At 35.1% G+C, this 21,908-nt stretch carries 18 protein-coding genes; 14 read left to right on the top strand and 4 right to left on the bottom strand.

Annotation, left to right across the window (positions count from 1 at the left end; genetic code table 11):
* The first annotated feature begins 26 nt into the window (after positions 1-26).
* A complete protein-coding gene (locus LpgJCM5343_RS01250) occupies positions 27-479 on the top strand; it encodes a hypothetical protein (protein WP_003649495.1) in 453 nt (150 codons plus the stop codon).
* Positions 480-504: 25 nt separating this feature from the next.
* Here LpgJCM5343_RS01250 and LpgJCM5343_RS01255 read toward each other — a convergent pair whose 3' ends face one another.
* Together LpgJCM5343_RS01255 and LpgJCM5343_RS01260 are read right to left on the bottom strand one after the other, a co-directional pair.
* Positions 505-948, bottom strand: a complete 444-nt coding sequence (locus LpgJCM5343_RS01255) for a hypothetical protein (protein ID WP_174705293.1) — start codon at positions 946-948, stop codon at positions 505-507.
* Positions 949-1,169: 221 nt separating this feature from the next.
* Positions 1,170-2,585: a C69 family dipeptidase gene (locus LpgJCM5343_RS01260; protein WP_020807240.1), complete on the bottom strand. Its 1,416-nt coding sequence runs from the start codon at positions 2,583-2,585 to the stop codon at positions 1,170-1,172.
* A gap of 148 nt (positions 2,586-2,733) precedes the next feature.
* Between LpgJCM5343_RS01260 and glyA the strand changes: the two genes are divergently transcribed.
* The 11 genes from glyA (at position 2,734) to alr (ending at position 15,811) form a co-directional block, all read left to right on the top strand.
* On the top strand, positions 2,734-3,969 hold the full coding sequence (gene glyA / locus LpgJCM5343_RS01265) for a serine hydroxymethyltransferase (protein WP_077959390.1): 1,236 nt from the start codon (positions 2,734-2,736) through the stop codon (positions 3,967-3,969).
* A 70-nt stretch (positions 3,970-4,039) separates the two neighbouring features.
* Positions 4,040-6,271 (top strand): alpha-galactosidase, encoded by a 2,232-nt coding sequence (locus LpgJCM5343_RS01270; RefSeq protein ID WP_101890950.1) that lies wholly within the window; start codon positions 4,040-4,042, stop codon positions 6,269-6,271.
* Between the two features lie 258 nt (positions 6,272-6,529).
* On the top strand, positions 6,530-7,522 hold the full coding sequence (trpX, locus tag LpgJCM5343_RS01275; protein ID WP_101890951.1) for a tryptophan ABC transporter substrate-binding protein: 993 nt from the start codon (positions 6,530-6,532) through the stop codon (positions 7,520-7,522).
* The gene (locus LpgJCM5343_RS01280; protein ID WP_077959393.1) at positions 7,519-8,418 is read left to right on the top strand and encodes an ABC transporter permease; all 900 of its coding nucleotides are present in this window, start codon (positions 7,519-7,521) and stop codon (positions 8,416-8,418) included. The genes trpX and LpgJCM5343_RS01280 overlap by 4 nt, the downstream gene beginning before the upstream one ends.
* On the top strand, positions 8,411-9,175 hold the full coding sequence (locus tag LpgJCM5343_RS01285; RefSeq protein ID WP_003649488.1) for an ABC transporter ATP-binding protein: 765 nt from the start codon (positions 8,411-8,413) through the stop codon (positions 9,173-9,175). Before LpgJCM5343_RS01280 ends, LpgJCM5343_RS01285 begins: the two co-directional genes overlap by 8 nt.
* Before the next feature lie 85 nt (positions 9,176-9,260).
* On the top strand, positions 9,261-10,874 hold the full coding sequence (locus LpgJCM5343_RS01290; RefSeq protein WP_101890952.1) for an APC family permease: 1,614 nt from the start codon (positions 9,261-9,263) through the stop codon (positions 10,872-10,874).
* A gap of 117 nt (positions 10,875-10,991) precedes the next feature.
* Positions 10,992-11,243 carry a type B 50S ribosomal protein L31 gene (locus LpgJCM5343_RS01295; protein ID WP_003647850.1) on the top strand — a complete coding sequence of 84 codons (252 nt, stop codon included), beginning with the start codon at positions 10,992-10,994 and terminating at the stop codon, positions 11,241-11,243.
* Between the two features lie 165 nt (positions 11,244-11,408).
* Entirely contained in the window at positions 11,409-12,776 is a 1,368-nt protein-coding gene (locus LpgJCM5343_RS01300) for a UDP-N-acetylmuramoyl-tripeptide--D-alanyl-D-alanine ligase (protein ID WP_020807233.1), read from the top strand.
* A 15-nt stretch (positions 12,777-12,791) separates the two neighbouring features.
* Complete coding sequence (gene cshA / locus LpgJCM5343_RS01305; RefSeq protein WP_003649485.1) at positions 12,792-14,249, top strand: degradosome RNA helicase CshA; 1,458 nt, start codon at positions 12,792-12,794, stop codon at positions 14,247-14,249.
* 72 nt (positions 14,250-14,321) lie between these two features.
* A complete protein-coding gene (gene acpS / locus LpgJCM5343_RS01310; protein WP_077959395.1) occupies positions 14,322-14,681 on the top strand; it encodes a holo-ACP synthase in 360 nt (119 codons plus the stop codon).
* Entirely contained in the window at positions 14,681-15,811 is a 1,131-nt protein-coding gene (alr, locus tag LpgJCM5343_RS01315; protein ID WP_077959396.1) for an alanine racemase, read from the top strand. Before acpS ends, alr begins: the two co-directional genes overlap by 1 nt.
* A gap of 62 nt (positions 15,812-15,873) precedes the next feature.
* Here alr and cbpA read toward each other — a convergent pair whose 3' ends face one another.
* Together cbpA and LpgJCM5343_RS01325 are read right to left on the bottom strand one after the other, a co-directional pair.
* On the bottom strand, positions 15,874-16,554 hold the full coding sequence (cbpA, locus tag LpgJCM5343_RS01320) for a cyclic di-AMP binding protein CbpA (protein ID WP_003647846.1): 681 nt from the start codon (positions 16,552-16,554) through the stop codon (positions 15,874-15,876).
* Between the two features lie 142 nt (positions 16,555-16,696).
* A complete protein-coding gene (locus tag LpgJCM5343_RS01325) occupies positions 16,697-17,668 on the bottom strand; it encodes an L-lactate dehydrogenase (protein WP_003649482.1) in 972 nt (323 codons plus the stop codon).
* Between the two features lie 180 nt (positions 17,669-17,848).
* Between LpgJCM5343_RS01325 and pth the strand changes: the two genes are divergently transcribed.
* Complete coding sequence (pth, locus tag LpgJCM5343_RS01330) at positions 17,849-18,406, top strand: aminoacyl-tRNA hydrolase (RefSeq protein WP_003649481.1); 558 nt, start codon at positions 17,849-17,851, stop codon at positions 18,404-18,406.
* Position 18,407: 1 nt separating this feature from the next.
* Positions 18,408-21,905 (top strand): transcription-repair coupling factor, encoded by a 3,498-nt coding sequence (gene mfd, locus LpgJCM5343_RS01335; protein ID WP_101890953.1) that lies wholly within the window; start codon positions 18,408-18,410, stop codon positions 21,903-21,905.
* Positions 21,906-21,908 lie beyond the last annotated feature (3 nt).

Here is a 21,908-nt window from a genome sequence, read left to right on the forward strand (position 1 = left end):
CAAACCAAAAGCAGGAGGATAAGTTAATGAAAAAATTACCACCAATTCAAAAAATTTTAGAAGCTTATACTGCAATTGTGGATAATCATGTGAATTTAACAGAGAATGAGGCAAAAGTAACATCATCTAATGGAGCTAAAACTTACACAGTAAGTTGGGAGAACGATGTATATCATTCAAATGATAACGCGACTTACTGGCAAGGATATGCTGGCTATCCCGTGATTGCGGTTTTAATGCTGCAGGGAAAATTACCGTTTAATCAAAAACTAGCTGATAATTTTAAAGCAGTTAATTGGAATGAAATAAATTTAAGTTTTAAGCGCAACTACGCCAAGGCTGCTACTGAAGTTATTGAAGAAAAGGGGCTAAATGAAAATGAAGTAATGGCAGAACTTGAAGTTGTTTATGAAAACTTAAAAAAGTTACCAATTACAATTAAGCGTGGGTCTCTTAGACCGCCTAAGGCTAGAAAATAATTAAGAAGTACATTATTTTTCTATCCTACTCCTTATTTGCTAGCCAGTTCTTATATATTTGAATTAGATCTGTATTAATAGGATCTTTTTCAGCTTCAGGGTTACCTTGATTTTTAACCATGATCATTCCTGTCAAAACGTTAGGATCATCGGGAAAATCTGGTCGATCATTAGCAATGACAATATTAGTAGGATAACCATAGCCAGCATTACGTTCTTCTTTTAAATAACGACGACAGTTTATTTTCAGTTTTATTCCAGGATTTAATATTCCTAGGCTTTTAAATCCTTTAGTTAAATTGAATAATAAATAGTCTGGCATTTTTAAATCTATATTATTCAGATCTTTACAATCTTTCATGTATACTACAGGACGATAATAGAATGTTCCGTTGCTATCAACACTTTGTTGAACACCGTAGCGATGAAATGTTCCGATAACTTTAACACATTCGTAAGTACCTTGCATATTATGTTTCCTCTTTATCTTTTTAGATTTGGTTTTCACATTATTATATACGCAAAGAATACTAATAATTTTTTATTAATTTTTCAATTTTTAATTTCTATAAAAATATTTAATTTATATTTTCTGATAATAAAATCTGGGATAAGATAATATTCTAGACCGTAAAAAGAACGTTGAGTTTTATGCTCAACGTTCTTTTTACATCAATGAATTTTTACAAATTAATCAAGTAAATCATACTTCAAAGTCATTAAACCATGACCTTCGTTAACCATGTTTCCTAATAATTCAACAGTATTATTGTAGACCGTATCAGCCATCTTTTGGTTTGCTTCATTAAGCTTGTCTTGAAGTTCGTCGCCAGAATATTTTTCGGCTTCTTTGTCAGTTTCATGTTGAATTTTATGGCATTGAGCAAGACTCTTTTGTTCAAAGTCAGCTTCTAATTCGCCATAAACGCGGAAGTTAGTATCACCTAGCTGAGCAGTTAACTTGTTTAACCAGAAGATCTTATTTAGATCAAACTTAGGGCCAGTTTGAAAGCTTGCTGGAGTAGTAGTGATATTAGTGTAGAAAGGAACCATGCTGTTAAAAGTATTTGGACCAAATGCTAACCATTGAACACCAGCAATTTTTTCTGGAACATCATTTCTAATTTGTAAGATATGAGTTTCAAAGTTTCTGTTAATACCAATTGGACGGAATGTCTTCTTTTGTTCAGCACTTCCTTGATCACCATATGCGTCAAAAGGTGTGTCTTGGTAGTGAGAACTTTCTGCCCATTTAATATCTTCAATGCTAATCTTACGGTTAGCGTGACAGATGAAGGGTTGATCTTGATCACTTGGCTCGCCGCCAAAATCAGGGTCAAAGTAATTGTGGATATACCAAGCACGAGGATTATTGTAGTGAGCATCTTTGATTGTTGATGAACCAAAAATATGACGTAAATTGTAGCCTTCGAGATCTGGATTTAAGTGATATTCTTCAATTAAATCTTTAAGATCTTTTGATGAAGCAAAATCATCGTCATCAAAATAAAATTCATCAATGTTTAAACGGTTAGGTGCAATAACATAAGCGTTATCTGGAATACGTCTAGCAGCCCAGTGGTGTCCGCCAATAGTTTCAAGATACCAAATTTCATTCTTATCAGAAAAGGCCATACCGTTCATTTCGTAAGTACCATACTTTTCAAGTAGATAACCTACACGTTCAACACCTTCATATGCAGAATGAATGTAAGGAAGGGTCAAGGTAACAAAATCTTCTTCACCTAAGCCGCCTTCTTCAAGTAATGGATCAATACCTTGAATACGTGAGTTAGTAGTAATTGTTTCAGTTGCAGTCATAGCAATATTATCTGAGTTGATACCAGCAGCTGCCCAGATTCCATTTTCACCAGATGCATCAGGTGCACTAGTGTAGCGGAGCGGATTAGGAAGAAGATCTTTGTCATCAATCTTTTGATGGCTAATTACGCTTTCGTAGTGCTTGGGTTGATCTTTTGGCATTACTACGTCGAATCTCTCAGGAATAATGGTACGACCACCATCTTCACTACGAGCGATCATTGTTGAACCATCAATAGTTGCATCTTTTCCGACTAAGATAGTAGTACATTCGGTTTGTTTCATTAAAAAAGCTCCTTCTCTATTAACGTATTTATTTATATTTTAAAAGATCTTTCTAATATAAAGCAAACCTTGAAGCTAAATTTACAACAAATATAAGGTATAATTTGGTAAAGCATAAAGTTTCTGAAAGCATGGGAGGAATTAATCGATGAATTATGGAGAGAAAGCACCAGCACTTTGGGATGCAATTAAGAGTGAAGAAAAAAGGCAAGAAGATACAATAGAGTTAATTGCATCAGAAAATATTGTTTCCGATGCTGTCAGAGAAGCACAAGGATCTGTGTTAACGAATAAATATGCAGAAGGATATCCGGGTAAAAGATATTACGGTGGTTGTCAATATATTGATCAAGTAGAACAATTGGCGATTGACTATGCTAAAAAATTATTTAATGCGGAATATGCAAATGTTCAACCACACTCTGGTTCACAAGCTAATATGACAGTTTATAATGCTTTATTAAAGCCAGGAGATACAATTTTGGGGATGGGAATGGATGCTGGTGGGCACCTTACTCATGGCTCAAAGGTTAATTTCTCAGGAAAGATTTTTAATTCTGTTAGTTATGACCTAAATCCAGAAACTGAAGAATTAGATTTTGAAAAAATTAGACAAATTGCCTTAGAAAATAAACCCAAATTAATTATTGCTGGGGCATCAGCATATAGTAGAATTATTGACTGGCAAAAATTCCGTGAAATTGCGGATGAAGTTGGTGCTTATTTAATGGTTGATATGGCTCATATTGCTGGGTTAGTTGCTACAGGGGCTCACCCAAGTCCAATTCCGGTTGCAGATGTAGTTACTACTACTACTCATAAAACTTTACGTGGACCACGGGGCGGGATGATTTTGTCTAATAATAAGAAATTAGGTAAAAAGATTGATTCTGCTCTTTTCCCAGGTACTCAGGGTGGACCGTTAGAGCATGTAATTGCTGCAAAGGCACAAGCTTTTTATGAAGATTTGCAGCCACAATTTTCTACATATATTGAGCAAGTGGTTAAAAATGCCCAAGCAATGGCAGACGAATTTAAAAAGAGTGAAAATATTCGCGTAGTATCAGGCGGAACTGATAATCACTTGATGATTATTGATATTACTAAAACCGGTGTAACAGGAAAAGATGCGCAGAACTTGCTTGACTCAGTAAATATTACAACTAACAAAGAATCAATTCCCGGTGATACTAGAAGTCCGTTTGTCACTAGTGGATTGAGAATTGGAACGCCAGCAATAACTAGTAGAGGCTTTAAAGAAGATGATGCAAGAGAAGTTGCAAGAATCATTATTAAAGTTTTAGATAGCCCTGAAGATAAAGATGTATTAACAAATGCCAAAAGTAGCGTTAAAAGCTTGGTGGAGAAGCATCAAATCAAATAAAAAAGAGAGCTAGTTTACTCAGAAAAGACGCAGTATTTGAATAAGTTAGCTCTTAGTAAGGTTGAAACAAATGATTGATGTAATTGATAATAAATATTTCTATCTACATAATAAAGAAGTTGCTTATTTATTTGATTTGTTACCTAATCAACAATTAGAGCACTTATATTATGGTGAAGATTTAGGTAAATTATCTAAGAACGATTTGGAATATATGTCGCTTCATCCAAATAAAGCTTCTGGAACAGTAAAATTTTCTAAAAAAATAAAAAATTTGACACTCGCTGATCGAATGCAGGAATTTCCAACGTATGGTACAAGCGATTTTCGTGAGGGCGCTGTAAGTATTGAAAATGAAGACGCTTATCTATATCCTGAGTTTAAATATGATCATTTTGAGATTACAACAGGTAAGAGGAGGAGCTTAGATTTTCCTACTTCATATGGAAATGATAGTGAAAATTTAATTGTCTACTTAATCGATACTGAGCATCAATTAGAATTGCAACTTTCATATAGTATTTTTGAAAACTTGTCAGCAATAGTGCGTAAGGCAGCAATTATTAATCATGGTCAGCAAGAGATTAAACTTACCAATTTGCAAAGTACAGTTCTTGATTTGCCGAATGATAGTTATGATTTTCTTCAATTATCTGGAGCTTGGACCAAGGAGCGGCATATTATCAGGCGCCCTCTTACACAAGGAATTACCAAAATTGAATCATTAAGAGGAGCATCAAGCCATCAAGAAAATCTTTTTATTGCACTTGTGGATAAGGATGTGACAAATGATGGTGGAAATATTTATGCAAGCAATTTGATCTATTCCGGTAATTTTATCAGTCAAATAGAAGTTGATGAGTGGGGACAAAGTCGGTTGATGACTGGAATCAATCCAGCTACCTTTACTTGGAAATTAAGTCGGAATCAAGTATTTTCTACACCAGAAGCTGTTTTGTTTTATAGCAGGCATGGATTTAACGGTTTAATGAAACAGACGCATAATTTTGTTACAAAGCACATCATTGATCAAAAATGGCAACGGCGAGATAGACCAATTGTAATAAATAATTGGGAAGCTACTTATTTTGAATTTAATGAAGCTAAATTGTTAAAGCTTGCAAAAGAAGCTAATAAACTAGGAATTGAGTGTTTTGTTCTTGATGATGGATGGTTTGGTAAACGAGATAGTGATAACAGTTCATTAGGAAATTGGACAGTAGATAAAAGAAAGTTTCCACAAGGATTGGATCATTTTAGTGCACAGGTGCATAAAATGGGGATGAAATTTGGATTATGGTTTGAACCAGAAATGGTTTCACCAGACACCGAACTCTATAATATGCATCCCGACTGGATCGTTAGACACCCCTATAATCGTTTTTCTGTTGGACGGAGCCAATATGTCCTAGATTTTGCTAATCCAGAAGTAGTCGATAATATTTATAGACAAATGGAAAAAGTAATTGAAACAGCCCAGGTTGACTATATTAAGTGGGATATGAATCGAAATATTACTGAAGCATATTCACCATATTTGAACAAGTCGGGTTATTCACAGGGAGAGTTTTTCCACAGATATATTCAAGGCGTTTACAAGTTATACGCAAAATTATTAACAAGTTTTCCCGATCTGTTAATAGAAGGATGTGCTAGTGGCGGTGGTCGCTTTGACTTAGGTATTCTATATTATAGTCCACAAATTTGGCCAAGTGATGACAGTGATGCGGCAGAAAGGTTAGATATTATGTCAGGCACCTTACTTGCTTACCCCTTATCTACGTTTAGTAATCATGTTTCTGCTGTTCCTAATGATCAAGTAAAAAGAATAACAAGTTTAAAATTTAGACAAAATGTTGCTTGCTTTGGTCCTTTAGGATATGAGCTAGACCTAGGTAAGTTATCAACAGAAGAAAAGAACCAAATTAAAAATTGGATTAGATGGTATAAAGAAAATCGTAAATTGTTAGTCAATGGAACTTTTGATCAACTACTAAAATTTGATCCCTCACAAAATACTTATGCTTGGAGTGTAAGTAACTCTAACAAACAAATTGTTGGATTTTATCGCAAACTCGCTCGACCTAATGAAACTTTAGATCAATATCTCCCTCTTAAACATTTAAATGATCAGCAAAAATATCAGATTAATTCTGACCAACTGGTATCGGGTAGAGTTTTACAAAAATTTGGATTACGTGAACCATATCAATTTAATGCTTCAAATCCTGACACTGCGCAAATTAGCGGTGACTTTCAATCGTATTTATATCAAATAAAAGCTATTGACAGAAAAATATAAGCCAATTACAATATAGATAAATTTTTTGAGGAGTACTTAATTATGAATACACAAGCTAAGTTTATTAAGAATAATCGTTGGCAAGGCCAGTAAATCAGGTTGTTAGCAAGATACAACCTGAAAGATTCAGATTGTATCTGTGCTGGCTGTGTATTTATTGTGGTCTGCATGGAAGAAACATGCAGACCTTTTCTTTTACAATAAAAAATGATAGGGATCTGCATGGAGTCAGATTCCTATTTTTTGTGGAGAAAAATTATGAAAAGAATGTATGGATTAATTGCAATTTTAATAGCTTTTTTAGCAATGGCTTTTTTCACTGAAAATCGTAAACAAGAAACAGAGAGAAAAGTACCGCAGGTCGGTGTTTTAACTTTAATGCATCACCCAGCTCTTGATGAAATATATCGTGGTTTTAAAGCTGAATTAAAAGCAGCAGGTTATGTAGATGGGAAAAATATCAAGATTGATTATCAAAACGCAAATAATGATCAAAGCAATTTACGTACTATGGCTACTAAGTTAAATGATGAGCAGTCAAAAGTCCTTGTTGGGATCACTACGCCGGCTGCGCAAGCATTAGCAAATTCAACTAGTAAAACACCAATTGTTTTAGGAGCAGTAACAAATCCGAAAGCAAGTGGTTTGGTAAAAAATGAACGTCATCCAGAATCAAATGTAACTGGTGTATCCGATGCCGCTCCGATTAAGCAACAATTAGATTTAATTAAAAAATTTATGCCTAATCTGAAAACATTAGGGGTAATTTATACTTCAAGTGATTCTTCCGCAGTTAGTGGCTTTCGTGAAATCGAGCAGGAATGTAAAAGAAGAAAAATAAATTTAAGAGTATTTTCAATAGCAAATAGCAATGATCTTAATCAAGTATCAGAGCAAATGTTTAGGCAGGTGGATGCGGCTATAGTACCTACGGATAACACAATTGCTGGAGCAATGGAAACCTTGGCTAAAAATGGCAATGCAGCTAAGAAACCTATTTTCCCAGCGGCCGCAACGATGGTAAAGCAAGGGGGCTTAGCAACTTACAGTGTTAATCAGTACAAGCTAGGACAGATGACTGGAAAAATGACGATTGCTATTTTAAAAGGTAAAAGGGTCAGCTCATTACCAGTAGAAAGAGTTCAAAAAGGAGAACCTGTGGTTAACTTAAAAGAAGCAAAAGAATTGAATCTCCAAGTGCCACAAAGATTTCTAAAAGAGTGTCAAAGAAATGGGGTTGTTTACAGATGAATTTGATCGTATCTGCAATTGGTCAAGGATTATTATGGGCATTATTAGGCTTAGGGTTATATTTAACTTTTAGAATCTTAAATTTCGCTGATATGACAGTCGAAGGAACTTTTCCCTTAGGAGCAGCTGTGGCTGTTGCTAATCTTGCTCATGGGATGTCACCATATTTGGCTACTTTTTTAGCTTTGCTTGCGGGAATGATCGCAGGATTAGTGACCGGTTTATTATATACAAAGGGAAAAATTCCGATTTTGCTTGCTGGTATTTTGACGATGACTGCAATTTATTCGATTAACTTAAGGATTATGGGCGGTTCTAATATTTCATTAATTGGTAAGAAAACCCTGCTTAATAATGAGTTTTTGAAATCTCTACCTCAGTATTTTAATAGTGTGGTCTTAGGAGTAATAGTTGTAGTAATTATTACAGGAATTTTGGTTTTCTTTTTAAATACGGATTTTGGCCAGGCTTTTATTGCTACGGGAGATAATCCTAAAATGGCTAAGTCTTTAGGAATCTATACTGATTCAATGATAATTATTGGTTTAATGCTTTCAAATGGAATTGTTGCTTTATGTGGAGCATTAATTGCACAAAATAATGGCTATGCTGATATTAATATGGGGATTGGAACGATTGTCATTGCCTTAGCTTCAATTATTATTGGTGAAGTAGCTTTTGGCGAATTAACCTTAAATCAAAGATTAGTAGCAGTTACTCTAGGAAGTATTATTTATCGCTTAATTTTATTAGCAGTTTTACAACTAGGCTTTTCAGCTAATGATTTAAACTTAATTTCTTCAATTGTTTTGGCACTTTGCATGATGCTGCCACAATTAGAAAAAATTGTACATTTGAAAAAACCAATAGAGAGAGGAGTGAAGAAGCATGACTAAGCCAATTTTAGAACTAAAAGATGTAAAAACCACTGTAAAGACAGCTGATGGTGAAATAGTTCCTATTTTAAAAGGAATTGATTTAAAAATTAAAGCTGGGGATTTTATTACTATTATTGGAACGAATGGGGCAGGTAAATCTACACTGTTGAACACTATTGCGGGTAGTTTGAGACCGGATAGTGGTTTTCTTCTCCATAATGGACACGACATTACTAAAATGAGTGAGGAAAAACGGACGCAATTTATTGGACGCGTTTTTCAAGATCCTAAGATGGGGACTGCTCCTAGAATGACAGTGGCGGAAAATCTTTTGTTAGCAACTAAGAGAGGTAAGAGAAGATTTTTGAAAATAAGAAAGTTAAAGCAAAACTTACCACGTTTTAAAAAATTGGCTGCAGTTATGAACAATGGACTAGAAAATCGCTTAAATACTTTCGTAGAAGGTTTATCAGGTGGTCAAAGACAGGCTCTAAGTTTCTTAATGGCTACGATTGAAAGGCCGGATATTTTGCTGTTAGACGAGCATACGGCAGCACTAGACCCACATACAAGTGAAAATTTATTGGCTGTAACTGATCAGCAGATTAAGGAAAATAAATTAACTGCCTTAATGATTACGCATCACATGGAAGATGCTTTAAAGTATGGGAACCGTCTTTTAGTTTTAAAAGATGGGAAAGTTAAAGCCGATATTAATGAACAAGAAAAGCAAAATTTAAAAGTAAGTGATCTATATAAATATTTTGAAGATTGAAATGAAAGCTAGAGCCAGTTGTCGGCTCTGCTTTTTTTAGTTAAAATAATTTTTAATTGTTTTAAGTGTGTATTTAATAATAAAAATGGGGGAAGCTGTGAATAATAAAGGACATAAAATAAGTTTATTTTCAGCAATAATGCTAGCCCTTAATTCATTGATTGGATCGGGATGGCTTTTTGGATCGGGATCAGCAGCCAAAATTGCAGGTCCAGCAGCTATCTTGTCGTGGATAATTGGTGCAGTTATTATTATTGCAATTGCTCTAACTTATGTTGAACTCGGAGCGATGTTTCCTGAGAGTGGCGGAATGAGCAAATACGCTCAATATAGTCATGGTCCCATGCTTGGCTTTATTGCTGCTTGGGCAAATTGGATTTCTTTAGTAACTTTAGTACCAATGGAAGCAGTTGCTGCAGTTCAATATATGAGTTCATGGCCTTGGAAATGGGCAAATTGGACCCATCATTTTATGCAAGGTGGTAATATAACGACACCTGGATTATTAGTTGTGTTTGCGTTCATGATTATTTTTACTTTAATTAACTTTTGGTCAATTAAGATTATGACGCACTTTACTAACTTGATTTCTGTTTTCAAGGTTTTACTACCTACAATTACAATTATCATGTTATTTGCATCTAGTTTTCACCCTGCTAATTTTGGTCATGATGTGAAAACTTTTATGCCTTATGGAAGTCGAGCAATTTTTGAAGCAGCTTCCGGAGCTGGGATTATTATGTCTTATGATGCTTTTCAGACGATTATTAATATTGGTGGAGAATTAAAGAATCCACGTAAAAATATTATTCGCGGAGTTTTGATATCGATGCTGGTAACTGCAGCTATCTACATCTTGCTTCAAATAGCCTTTATTGGCGCAGTAGATCCTGCGATAATTGCTAAAAACTCATGGCAAGGAATTAACTTTGCTTCTCCATTTGCGGATATTGCAATTTTGTTAGGAATTAATTGGTTGGTTATCTTACTGTATATGGATGCCTTTGTTTCGCCATTCGGTACTGGGGTAGCTTTTGTAGCAACGGCTTCTAGAGCATTGGCTGCAATGACTCATACTAAACATTTACCAGCTTGGCTAGGTAGACTCAATCGACGCTACTTAGTACCTCGCTTTGCGATGGTTGCTGATTTAATCTTAGCGATGATTTTAGTTAGTGTTTTTAGAAATTGGAATTTATTAGCAACGGTAATCACTTGTGCAACTTTAATTGCTTATTTAACTGGTCCAGTAACTACGATTACTTTAAGAAAAATAGCACCTGACTTAGACCGCCCGTATAAGCCAGTATATATGCGATGGTTTGCTCCATTAACATTTGTACTAACTAGTTTGGCTATTTATTGGACAATGTGGCCAACAACAATTCAAGTTATTTTGGTAATCGTGTTAGGCATACCGATTTATTTCTATTATGAGGTTAAATATCAAAAAAGAAATTTTAAGTCACAGTTTAAGCATGCTGCTTGGCTTTTAGGTTATTTAGTATTTATCTCGATTATGTCTTATTGCGGTAGTGATGGTTTTGGCGGTCAAAATTGGATTTCATATCCTTGGGATTTCTTGGTTATTAGTATTGCATCATTATTGTTCTATAAATTTGCAATCAACAGTGGTCTAGAAAAAATTGATGCTACTGCGATAAAAGTAAACGAAAAAATTAAGCTTGAAGAAGACTAGGATTTGAAGTCGTAACTATAAAATAGCTTGAATTATGGTTAGAAAGGTGCTATTCTTAACTAGTCGTGAAATAATCTATGATCTGAAATATTGGTCATGGCAAAGGAGTATTAAACAATGAGAAAAGGGATTCATCCAGATTACCAAGAAGTTGTTTTCATGGACTCAGCAACTGGTGCTAAGTTCGTAGCTGGTTCTACTTTAAAGCCAGAAGAAACAATTGAATTTGAAGGTAAGACTTACCCATTAGTTCGTGTTGAAATTTCTTCAGATTCTCACCCATTCTACACTGGCAAGCAAAAGTTTGCACAAGCAGATGGTCGTATCGAAAAATTCAACAAGAAGTACGGTATTTCTTCAAAGAACTAATAATTCTTGGTATTTTTTACCAAAAGAGCAGCCCACTTTGGACTGCTCTTTTTTCATGATTAACGTGGTATAATTCTTATTGATATGCAGGTGACCTTTTTCTGATAAGTGTAAATCAGTATAATATGGTTACATGCAATTTTAGGTAGGAGTAATTTATTTATTATGAAAATGCAACTTGCTGAGATCGCCAAAGCATTAAATAGTTCAGTTAATATGGGAGAAGATAAGGTCATCACTTCTGTTGTTTTTGACTCAAGAAAAGCAACACCCAATTCTTTATTTATCCCATTAGCCGGTGTAAGGGATGGACATGATTTTGTATCGAATGCAATGGCAAATGGAGCAGAAGCAACTTTGTGGAAAAAAGGTCATGAAGGTAAGCCAACTGATGTGCCAGTTATTGAAGTTGAGGATCCATTAACAGCACTTCAATCTTTAGCTAAATATTACTTAGGTAAAGTTAACCCAACCGTTGTTGGAATTACTGGTTCTAACGGTAAGACTACAACCAAGGACATGGTTGCAGCTGTTTTAGCTAAAAGATTTAACGTTCATAAGACACAAGCCAACTTTAATAATGAAATTGGTGTTCCTGTAACCATTTTAGAGATGAAGCCATCTACTGAGATTCTAGTACTTGAGATGGGAATGGATCGTCCAGGACAATTACATCATTTAAGTGAATTAGTAAGACCAGATGTTTGCGTGATTACCATGATTGGCGAAGCTCACATTGAATTCTTTGGTACTAGGGATAAAATTGCTGATGCTAAGATGGAAATTACCGATTTCTTAAAAGAAGACGGTAAGTTTATTTATAATGGCGATGAACCATTGTTAGAAGAACGTGCAGCTAAGATTAAGCAAGACAAGAGTACTTTTGGATTTAGAGAAGAAGATACTGTTTTTGCAACTACTTTTAGGTCTTACATGCACCATGCTACTTTTGAAGTAAATGATTCAGAGCAGCAATTCAAAATTCCAATGATTGGTAAGCATAATGTATCAAATGCTCTTGCGGCAATTAGTGTAGGACGTCACTTTGGCGAAAATGATGAACAAATTGCTCAAGCCTTAGCTAACTTTACCCCAACTGCAAATAGAATGCAGTGGAAGAAGGGAGACGTAGGCGAAGCAATTATGGACGATGTTTACAACTCAAATCCAACTGCGGTTAAGGCTGTTACTACTTCATTTGGTCAGGTGATGGTTAAAGATGGCGGACGTAGAATTGCAGTCTTAGGCGACATGTTAGAGCTTGGGGATGAATCTGCTGAGCTTCATGCTTCACTTGCTAATGCGTTAGATCCAGCAATTATTAACGAATTATATTTGTATGGCCCAGAAATGAAGAATTTATATGATGCACTTGTTGATAAGTATCCAGCAGCCAACTTGCATTATTATCCACAAGATGAAATGAATCATATGATTGATGACTTAAAGAATGATATTAAGCCAGATGATATTGTTATGCTAAAAGGATCACATGGAATGCATTTAGAAAAGGTTTTAGACCGCCTAATGTAGGAAGGAATTAGATATTTGAAATTTTCTGAAATGAACTTGAAACCTGAAATTTTAAAAGCTATTAAACGTTCAGGTTTTGAAGAAGCTACTCCAATTCAAGAAAAGACTATTCCCTTAGTTTTAGAGGGAAAAGATGTAATTGGTCAGGCACAAACTGGTACTGGTAAAACTGCTGCTTTCGGTTTGCCAATTTTACAGAATTTAGATAAACAACACGACTCGATTCAAGCCATTGTTATTGAGCCAACGCGTGAGCTCGCTATTCAAACCCAAGAAGAATTATTCCGTTTGGGTAGGGATGAAAAGGCTCGTGTCCAAGTTGTTTATGGCGGGGCAGATATTCGTCGTCAAATTCGTGCTTTAAAGCAAACCCCAGCAATTTTAGTAGGAACACCAGGACGATTATTAGATCACTTGAAACGTGGAACAATCGATATTTCTAAGGTGAAAACAATTGTTTTAGATGAAGCAGATGAAATGCTTGATATGGGATTTATTCAAGATATTGAAAGCATCTTGAATTATGCTTCAAGTAAACATCAAACTTTGCTTTTCTCAGCAACCATGCCTAAGCCAATTCTACGAATTGGTGAGAAATTTATGCATGATCCCGAAATTGTAAAAATTAAGGGAAAAGAATTAACTGCCAATTTAATTGATCAGTATTTTGTAAGAGCAAAAGAAAACGAAAAATTTGATATTTTATGTCGTTTGATTGATGTCCAAAATCCTGACTTGGCTGTTATTTTCGGTAGAACCAAAAGACGTGTCGATGAATTAACACGTGGTTTACAAGCTCGCGGCTATAACGCTGCTGGAATTCATGGTGATCTTTCTCAAGCTAAGCGCATGAGCGTGTTAAAGAGATTCCGTAAAGGTAAGCTTGATATTTTAGTAGCAACTGACGTGGCTGCCCGAGGATTAGATATTTCTGGTGTAAGTCACGTTTATAACTATGATATTCCACAAGATCCAGATTCTTACGTTCACCGTATTGGTAGAACTGGACGTGCTGGTCAAAACGGAATGTCAGTAACTTTTGTTACACCAAATGAAATTGGCTACATGCGTACTATTGAACAATTAACGCATAAAAAGATGATGCCGCTAAAACCGCCAACAGATGAAGAAGCATTTAAGGGACAATTGAGTGCAGCAAATAAGAAGGTAACAGAATTATTAGATGGTGATCTTTCTAAATATACTGCAGAAGCATCACAACTACTTGATGACTATTCTGCTGTAGATTTAGTAGCTGCCTTGTTAAAGAATTTATCTAAAGATGCTGAAAGCGTAAAGGTAAAAATTACACCTGAAAAGCCATTGCCATTTAAGTCAAAGCATGGTAACAATAATCGCCATTTTAAACGTAACTTCAAGCGTGGTGGCGATCGTAATGAAAGATATCATCGTAAGCCAAATGCCCGTCGTGGTGGTAGAAAACATGACTTTGTAATTAAGAAAAAAGACTAGTTTTTAATTGGGAGCTGTAGTTGCTACAGCTCTTTTTTGTAATATAATGTATCAATGTGTGAGGTAAAAATAATGATTAGAGGCTTTGGAATTGACTCTGTTGAAGTTGAACGCATGAAAAAAATTGTTGAAAAAGGCGATAAATTCGCTAAAAGAGTGTTAACTCCAAAGGAATTTACACAATATCAACAATTAAAAGGAAAGCGAAAGGTTGAATATCTTGGTGGACGTTTTTCATTAAAGGAGTCTTTTTCTAAGGCATTAGGGACAGGTCTAGGTAAGTATGTTGGCTTTCAAGATATTGAAACCTTATGGGATGATTTAGGACATCCAGTAATGACGTCGACTAAGTTTTCTGGAAATATTTTTGCCAGTATCACGCATGATGATCATGAGATTATAACAGGTGTAGTTTTGGAGGAATTAAATTAATGGTTCCAGGTATTCATCGCCCAGCTGTAGTAAAGGTTAATTTGGGCGCAATTAAGAGAAATATTGAAAATGAAATGCAGCATCTTGAGCCAGGCCAAAAGATGCTTGCTGTTGTAAAAGCTAACGGTTATGGCCATGGCGCAGTAGAAGTAGCTAAATTAGCAGATCAGGTTGGAGCTGCTGGATTCTGCGTGGCAATTTTAGATGAGGCGTTAGAATTAAGGCGTGCAGATATTACTAAAACGATCTTAGTCTTAGGTGTTGTTTCTCCTGAATATGCTCCTATTGCTGCAGCCAATGATATTTCACTGACTGTTCCAAACCTAGAATGGCTTAAAGAAGCAGAAAAATATTTAGAAAATTCAGACTTACAATTGAAAATTCATTTAGGTATTGATTCAGGAATGGGTCGAATCGGATTTAATGAAGATAAGGACTTTATTGCTGCTAACAAATTTTTGAAAAATAATGACAATTTTTACATTGAAGGAATGTTTGCTCATTTTGCTTCTGCTGATAGCAGTGATGAAACTTACTTTAAACATCAATGTGAAAAATTTAACCATATGAAGAGTTTGCTTACAGTAAAGCCAAAGTGGATTCACGTTGATAATACTGCAGCAAGTATTTTTCATGATGGAATTAAGAGTGATTTAGTTAGATTTGGAATTGGTATTTATGGCTTAAATCCTTCATCTAATCCTAATTCAACTGATTTGAAGTCAAAAATTGCCTTAGATCCAGCTTTATCATTTGAGAGTGAATTAACACATGTGAAGACAATTCATCAAGGCGATGGGGTTGGATATGGTTCGACATTTGTTGCCAATAAGGATACGATTATTGGAACAGTGCCAGTTGGTTACGCAGATGGTTTTATCAGAAAATTCCAAGGTTTTAAAGTTAAGGTAGGTAATGCATATTGCCCAATTGTTGGCCGTATTTGTATGGACCAGTTCATGGTTGAAATGCCAAAAGAAATGCCGATTGGAACTAAAGTAGTAATTATTTCTAATAATCCTGATGATCCAAATAATATTAAAGCAGCAGCTGATTATGTTGATACAATCCATTATGAGGTTGCTTGCTTATTGAACGATCGTTTACCGCGTGTTTATTACGAAGATTAAATTAAAAAGAGCTCGTTTAGCCAAATTAAAATGGCTAAGCGAGCTTTTTTATTGATTAAAATTTAATCTTTTAATTCCCCAGGTTGTTCTGCGCTACGAATTGTTAGTCCAGATTGAAGATCTTCAATTTCGGGAACTACAAAGCCTTTCTTTTCTAGGCGATTTACAATTGCAGTCATAGTTTCGCGAGAGACACCGATTGGCAAAGTAAATAAATTACGACGAACTAGTTCGCCAGTTTTAACATCTAAAGTTAGGCAGCCTGCGATATTACTGTACTTAGAAATGATTTTTGCCATTTTAACTAAGTTACCACGATCATTGTCAGAAAGAATAGTTAAAACATAAGAACCATTCTTAATGTTCCAAGCATCGGAAAGCATGTCTAGTAAACGAGCGTGAGTTAAAATTCCATAGAAGTGGTTTTCTTCATCCAATACAGCGATGTATGGGAGGTCTTTAATATTAAAGAATACACGGAAGAAAGGTGAATTTACCTTAATAGTTTTAGTAGCATTCTTAAGCAAGTAAGTTACAGGTAGATTCATGTCGCCACCTTGGGACTTATGACGGTAGATATGCATCTTATAAATATTTCCGCGGAAAATAGTTCCTGTATCATCTAAAATAGGAACACAACGGAAACCGGAGTCTTCTAAGATTTTTAATGCTTCGGCAAGAGTAGCTTTTTCGTTGACTGTAGTTAAGTAATCTTTTTTATAAACAAGAGATTTAATTAGCATGATTAGCCTCCATACATCTGAAATTTACAAGCCATTATACCATAGTTTTATATAAAAATTAAAGTCTGATTAAACAATTTTAATTTGAAGAAGAAAAAAGCATTCACGATAAGTGAATGCTCTTCCGTAGAAAAAGTCTTAATTATTGACGAACTTTTACGCCAGTTTCTTTGAAGGCTTTGTCCATAACTTCTTTCAATTGTTTTGCAGAAGCTTCCATCTTAGCTTGTTCGTCAGCGCTTAATGGCATTTCAATAACTTGCTCTAAACCGTGACGACCAACAACTGCTGGAGTACCAATGTGAAGATCGTGTAAACCGTATTCACCGTCCATAGGTACTGAAAGTGGAAGAACTCTGTGTTCGTTGTTCAAGATAGCTTTAGTAATAAATGCTAATGCAGTACCGATACCGTAGAAAGTAGCACCCTTTTTGTTAATGATATCGTAAGCCATGTCAGCAACTTCTTTGTGGATTGCTTCAAGCTTGTTTTCACCAACTTCTGGATGAGCCTTTACCCAGTCGCTAACTTTTACGCCACCAACATTGTTGTAGCTCCATACTGGGAATTCGGTATCACCGTGTTCACCAAGCATGTATGCATTAACTGAACGAGGATCAACGTGTTCCATTTCACCGATAACTTTTTGAAGACGACCAGTATCAAGTGAAGTACCTGAACCGATAACACGATCCTTAGGGAAACCTGACATTCTCCAAGTTGCGTGAGTTAAAATATCAACTGGGTTAGCAGCAACTAAGAAAATACCATTGAATCCAGATTCAACGATTGGTTCAACAATTGAAGATAAAATCTTTAAGTTCTTGTTAACAAGGTCAAGACGAGTTTCACCTGGCTTTTGTGGAGCACCAGCAGAAATAACTACTAAGTCAGCGTCTTTTGCGTCTGAATATTCTGCAGAGTAAATAGTCTTTGGTGCAATCCAAGGAGTTGCGTCTGCTAAGTCAATAGCATCACCTTGAGTTCTTTCTTTAACGATATCAACGATACCTAATTCTTGGGCGATACCTTGTTGAACTAATGAAAATGCGTAAGTAGAACCTACAGCACCGTCACCAACAAGAATAATCTTATGAATTTTTTCTTCTGACATTTGCTAATACTTCCTTCCATATTAGTGATTTATTTAACAATAAGATTATATCATATTGAAATTTAAAAATTAAAAATATAACTTTAAAGATGTAGTTTATTATTTGTAAGTAAGCCTGTGCTATAATCTCAAGAGCGAAAGAATATAGAATTAGATATTTGTCAAAGAGGATGAAAAATAATGAAATTAATTGCAGGTTTAGGAAATCCGGGTAAAAAATATGATCAGACCAAGCATAATACTGGCTTTATGGCATTAGACCATTATTTAAACAAAAACAACTTAGATTTAGATAAGGATAAATTTGAAGGATTATGGACTAAGCAGAAGATTAACGGCGAAGATGTGATTTTTCTTGAACCGCAAACTTTTATGAATGATTCCGGAAAGTCAATTGCGCAAGTGGCCAATTTCTTTAAGATTGCTCCAGAAGATATCTTAGTTATTCACGATGACATGGATATGCCAATCGGGAAGATCAGAATTCGTGCAAATGGAAAATCAGGAGGTCATAATGGAATTAAGAGTATTATGGCCTGTTTAGGAACAAATAATTTCAACCGATTAAAGATTGGAATTCGTCATCCGCAAAAAGAAAGCGTTGTTTCTTGGGTATTAAGTCCTTTTAATGATGAACAGCAAAAGTTAATGGATGCAGCTTTTGATGTTAGCGAAAATATCATTAACGATTTCATTAAGGGGAAGAATGCCCAGTATTTAATGAATCAGTACAATTAGAATGAACATTACAGAATTACTTAATAAAGACAAAGATTTAAATAATTTTATTAATAAAGTTCCAAAAGAAAAACGTTCACTTTTAACTGGAGTAAATTCTGGAGCTTTTAGTGCTGTCTTGATGCAAATGCTAAGCACTTGGCAGCGCCCATTAATTTTGGTTGAAGATAGTGAAGACAAGGCACAGATGCTTTTAGATGAACTAGGAAACTTATTACCTGATAATATGGTATTTAGTTTTCCAGTTGATGCCACAATTGCAACACAAACTGCTATCGCTTCTCCAGATGAGCTAAGTCAAAGACTGCAAACTTTGAAGTTTTTGACTGAAAAAAGAGCTGGAATTGTAGTAGTTACTCCGCAAGCATTGCAATATAAGTTAAGTGATCCGCGAGATTTTACTAAAGCAAAGCAAGTATTTAAACCTGAGGCAGAATTTGACTTAGATGAATTAACTGCATGGTTCACACAAGCTGGATATCGTAGAGAAAATATTGTCGCACGTCCAGGAGAATTTGCTCGTCGTGGCGATATTCTTGATGTTTATCCTTTAGACCAAGAAAATCCTTTTAGAATTGAATTTTTTGGTGATGAGGTTGATACCGTAAAAGAATTTGATGCAGCAACACAACGTAGCTTAGAAGAAAAAGATATTGTTTCAATCGGCCCGGCTTTAGATAGAGTGTTTTCTAGTCGTAATCTTCATGAGGCAGTTAAGAAAATAAAACAAGACATGAAGGAATCAATTGCCAAAGAAGAAAATGTTAAAAATCATTTTGTTAAAGCAATTGATTTGCTTGAAGCGGATGGACTTCCTGAAAATTATGCTTTTTTAGTTGATTACTTGCTTCCAAAGTCATTCAATTTGATTGATTATCTTGATAAAAATGGACTACTTTTATTTGATGATTGGCAAGCAATCAAAAAGAATGTTGCTGATGTAGATGCTCAAAATGAAGCTTTTATTTCCGAAGAAATAAAAGCAGGTGCAATGTTAAATAGCCAAAAATTACGACATAATTTTGAGCAAGTAGTTCAAAAGGTGAAACAAGCACAGGTAATATTTTCACTGTTTCAAAAAGGAATGGGTCGCTTAAAATTTGACCAAATACTTAATTTTACTACGCGAGAAGTCCAGCAATTCTTTAGTCAAATGCCGTTAATTAAGAGTGAATTGAAGCGCTTTGCGAATGAAGAAAATACGGTTATTTTACAGGCTGATTCTGCAACTCGTGCTAAGCAAATCACTCAAAATTTGGTAGATTATGGTGTTGATCTTCCGATTGTTAAATCTGATCAAATTTTGATAAAAAAAGCTCAAATAACTGTTGGTGATTTTGCACACGGTTTTGCACTTCCTAGTTTGAATTTAGTGTATTTAACTGAACGTGAACTATTTAATCAAAGACCACACCATCGTAAACGTATTAAAACACTCGAAAATGCTCAGCGTTTGCGAAACTATAACGAATTAAAGCCAGGTGATTATGTCGTTCATGTTAATCATGGTATTGGTCGTTTTGAGGGAATTAAGACGTTAGATGTAGATGGTAAAAAACGCGATTACATAACAATTACCTATCAGCATCATGATCAATTATTTGTTCCAGCTGATCAATTAGGATTAGTTCAAAAATACGTGGCATCAGAGGGTAAAGTTCCTCATATTAATAAATTAGGAAGTGCAGAGTGGGCCAAGACCAAAAAACGAGTTCAATCAAAGGTTGAAGATATTGCAGATGATTTAATCGAACTATACGCCAAACGTGAATCTGAAAAAGGTTTTGCCTTTAGTCCAGATGATGATTTACAAAAAGAATTCGAAGATGCTTTTCCTTATCCAGAAACGCCTGATCAATTGCGTTCAATTAGAGAAATCAAGGCGGATATGGAAAGCCCTAAGCCAATGGATCGCCTCTTAGTTGGAGATGTAGGTTTTGGTAAGACTGAAGTTGCTTTAAGAGCTGCTTTTAAGGCTATTCGTGATGGAAAGCAAGTTGCATTTTTAGCACCGACTACTATTTTGGCACAGCAACATTTTGAAACAATGCAAGATCGCTTTAAAAATTTGCCAGTCAATTGTGCGCTTTTATCGCGCTTTCAAACTCCTGCTGAAGTAAAGGAGATAATTGAAGGTGTAAAAAATGGTCAAATTGATATGGTTGTTGGTACGCATCGCTTATTATCAAAAGATGTAAAGTTTAAAGATCTTGGTTTATTAATAGTTGATGAAGAGCAGCGATTTGGCGTTAAGCACAAAGAAAGATTAAAGGAATTAAAAGCTAATATTGATGTTTTGACTTTGACAGCTACGCCAATTCCGCGTACTTTACACATGTCAATGGTTGGCGTGAGAGACCTTTCTGTAATGGAAACGCCGCCAACTAATCGATATCCAATTCAAACCTATGTCATGGAAGAGATGCCTAGTGTTGTACGCGAAGCAGTTCTTAGAGAAATGAAGCGAAATGGACAGGTATTTTTCTTGCATAATCGGATTGATGACATTGATAAAGTAGTTAGCCGATTAGAAGAACTGATACCAGAAGCTAAAATTGAATATATTCATGGTCGCATGAGCGAAAACCAAATGGAAGATATTATGTATCGTTTTTCAAGAAATGAGTTTGATATCTTAGTAACAACAACAATTATCGAAACTGGAGTTGATATGCCTAATGTCAACACAATGATTGTTGAAAATGCAGATCACTATGGATTAAGTCAGCTTTATCAATTACGTGGTCGAATTGGACGAAGTGCTCGTTTAGCTTATGCCTATTTCTTGTATCAGCCTAATAAGGTTTTAACGGAAATTGGTGAAAAAAGACTAAGTGCTATTCGCGATTTTACTGAATTGGGATCTGGCTTTAAGATTGCAATGCGGGACTTGTCAATTAGAGGAGCCGGCAACATGCTAGGAAAACAGCAACACGGCTTTATTGATAGCGTTGGTTATGATCTATATGCTCAAATGCTAGATGATGCAATTAAGAAACGTAAAGGCAAGAAAGTTGCTGTTAAATCTAATGCAGAAGTGCAATTTAATTTGGAAGCATATATTCCCGATGATTATATTGCTGATCAGGAACAGAAGATTGAATTTTATAAAAAAATTAAAGGGATTAATGATCAAAAAGAAGCAGAAAGTATTGCTGATGAATTAATTGATCGTTTTGGAGATTATCCATTAGCGGTGGAAAATCTGTTAAATGTGTCAAAAGTTAAAGCAGATGCTGATTTAGCTCAAGTTGTAGCAATTAATCAGAAGTCAGATGATAAATTACAGGTTATTTTCAATAATCGTGCTAGTGAAGAATTAGAAGGGCCAAATATTTTTAAGGCATTAGAACATGTGTCGTTAAGAGCTAGGATTAATATGGATCCACAAAAGAGAATGAATGTCATGCTTGAACTTAAAAAAAAGATGAGCACTAGACAATTATTTAATGAATTACATGTATTTTTGGCAGCGGCGAGCGATATTGTTCAAAGATAGAGA

The organism is Lactobacillus paragasseri (assembly GCF_003584685.1).
GTDB classification, from domain to species: Bacteria; Bacillota; Bacilli; order Lactobacillales; family Lactobacillaceae; genus Lactobacillus; species Lactobacillus paragasseri.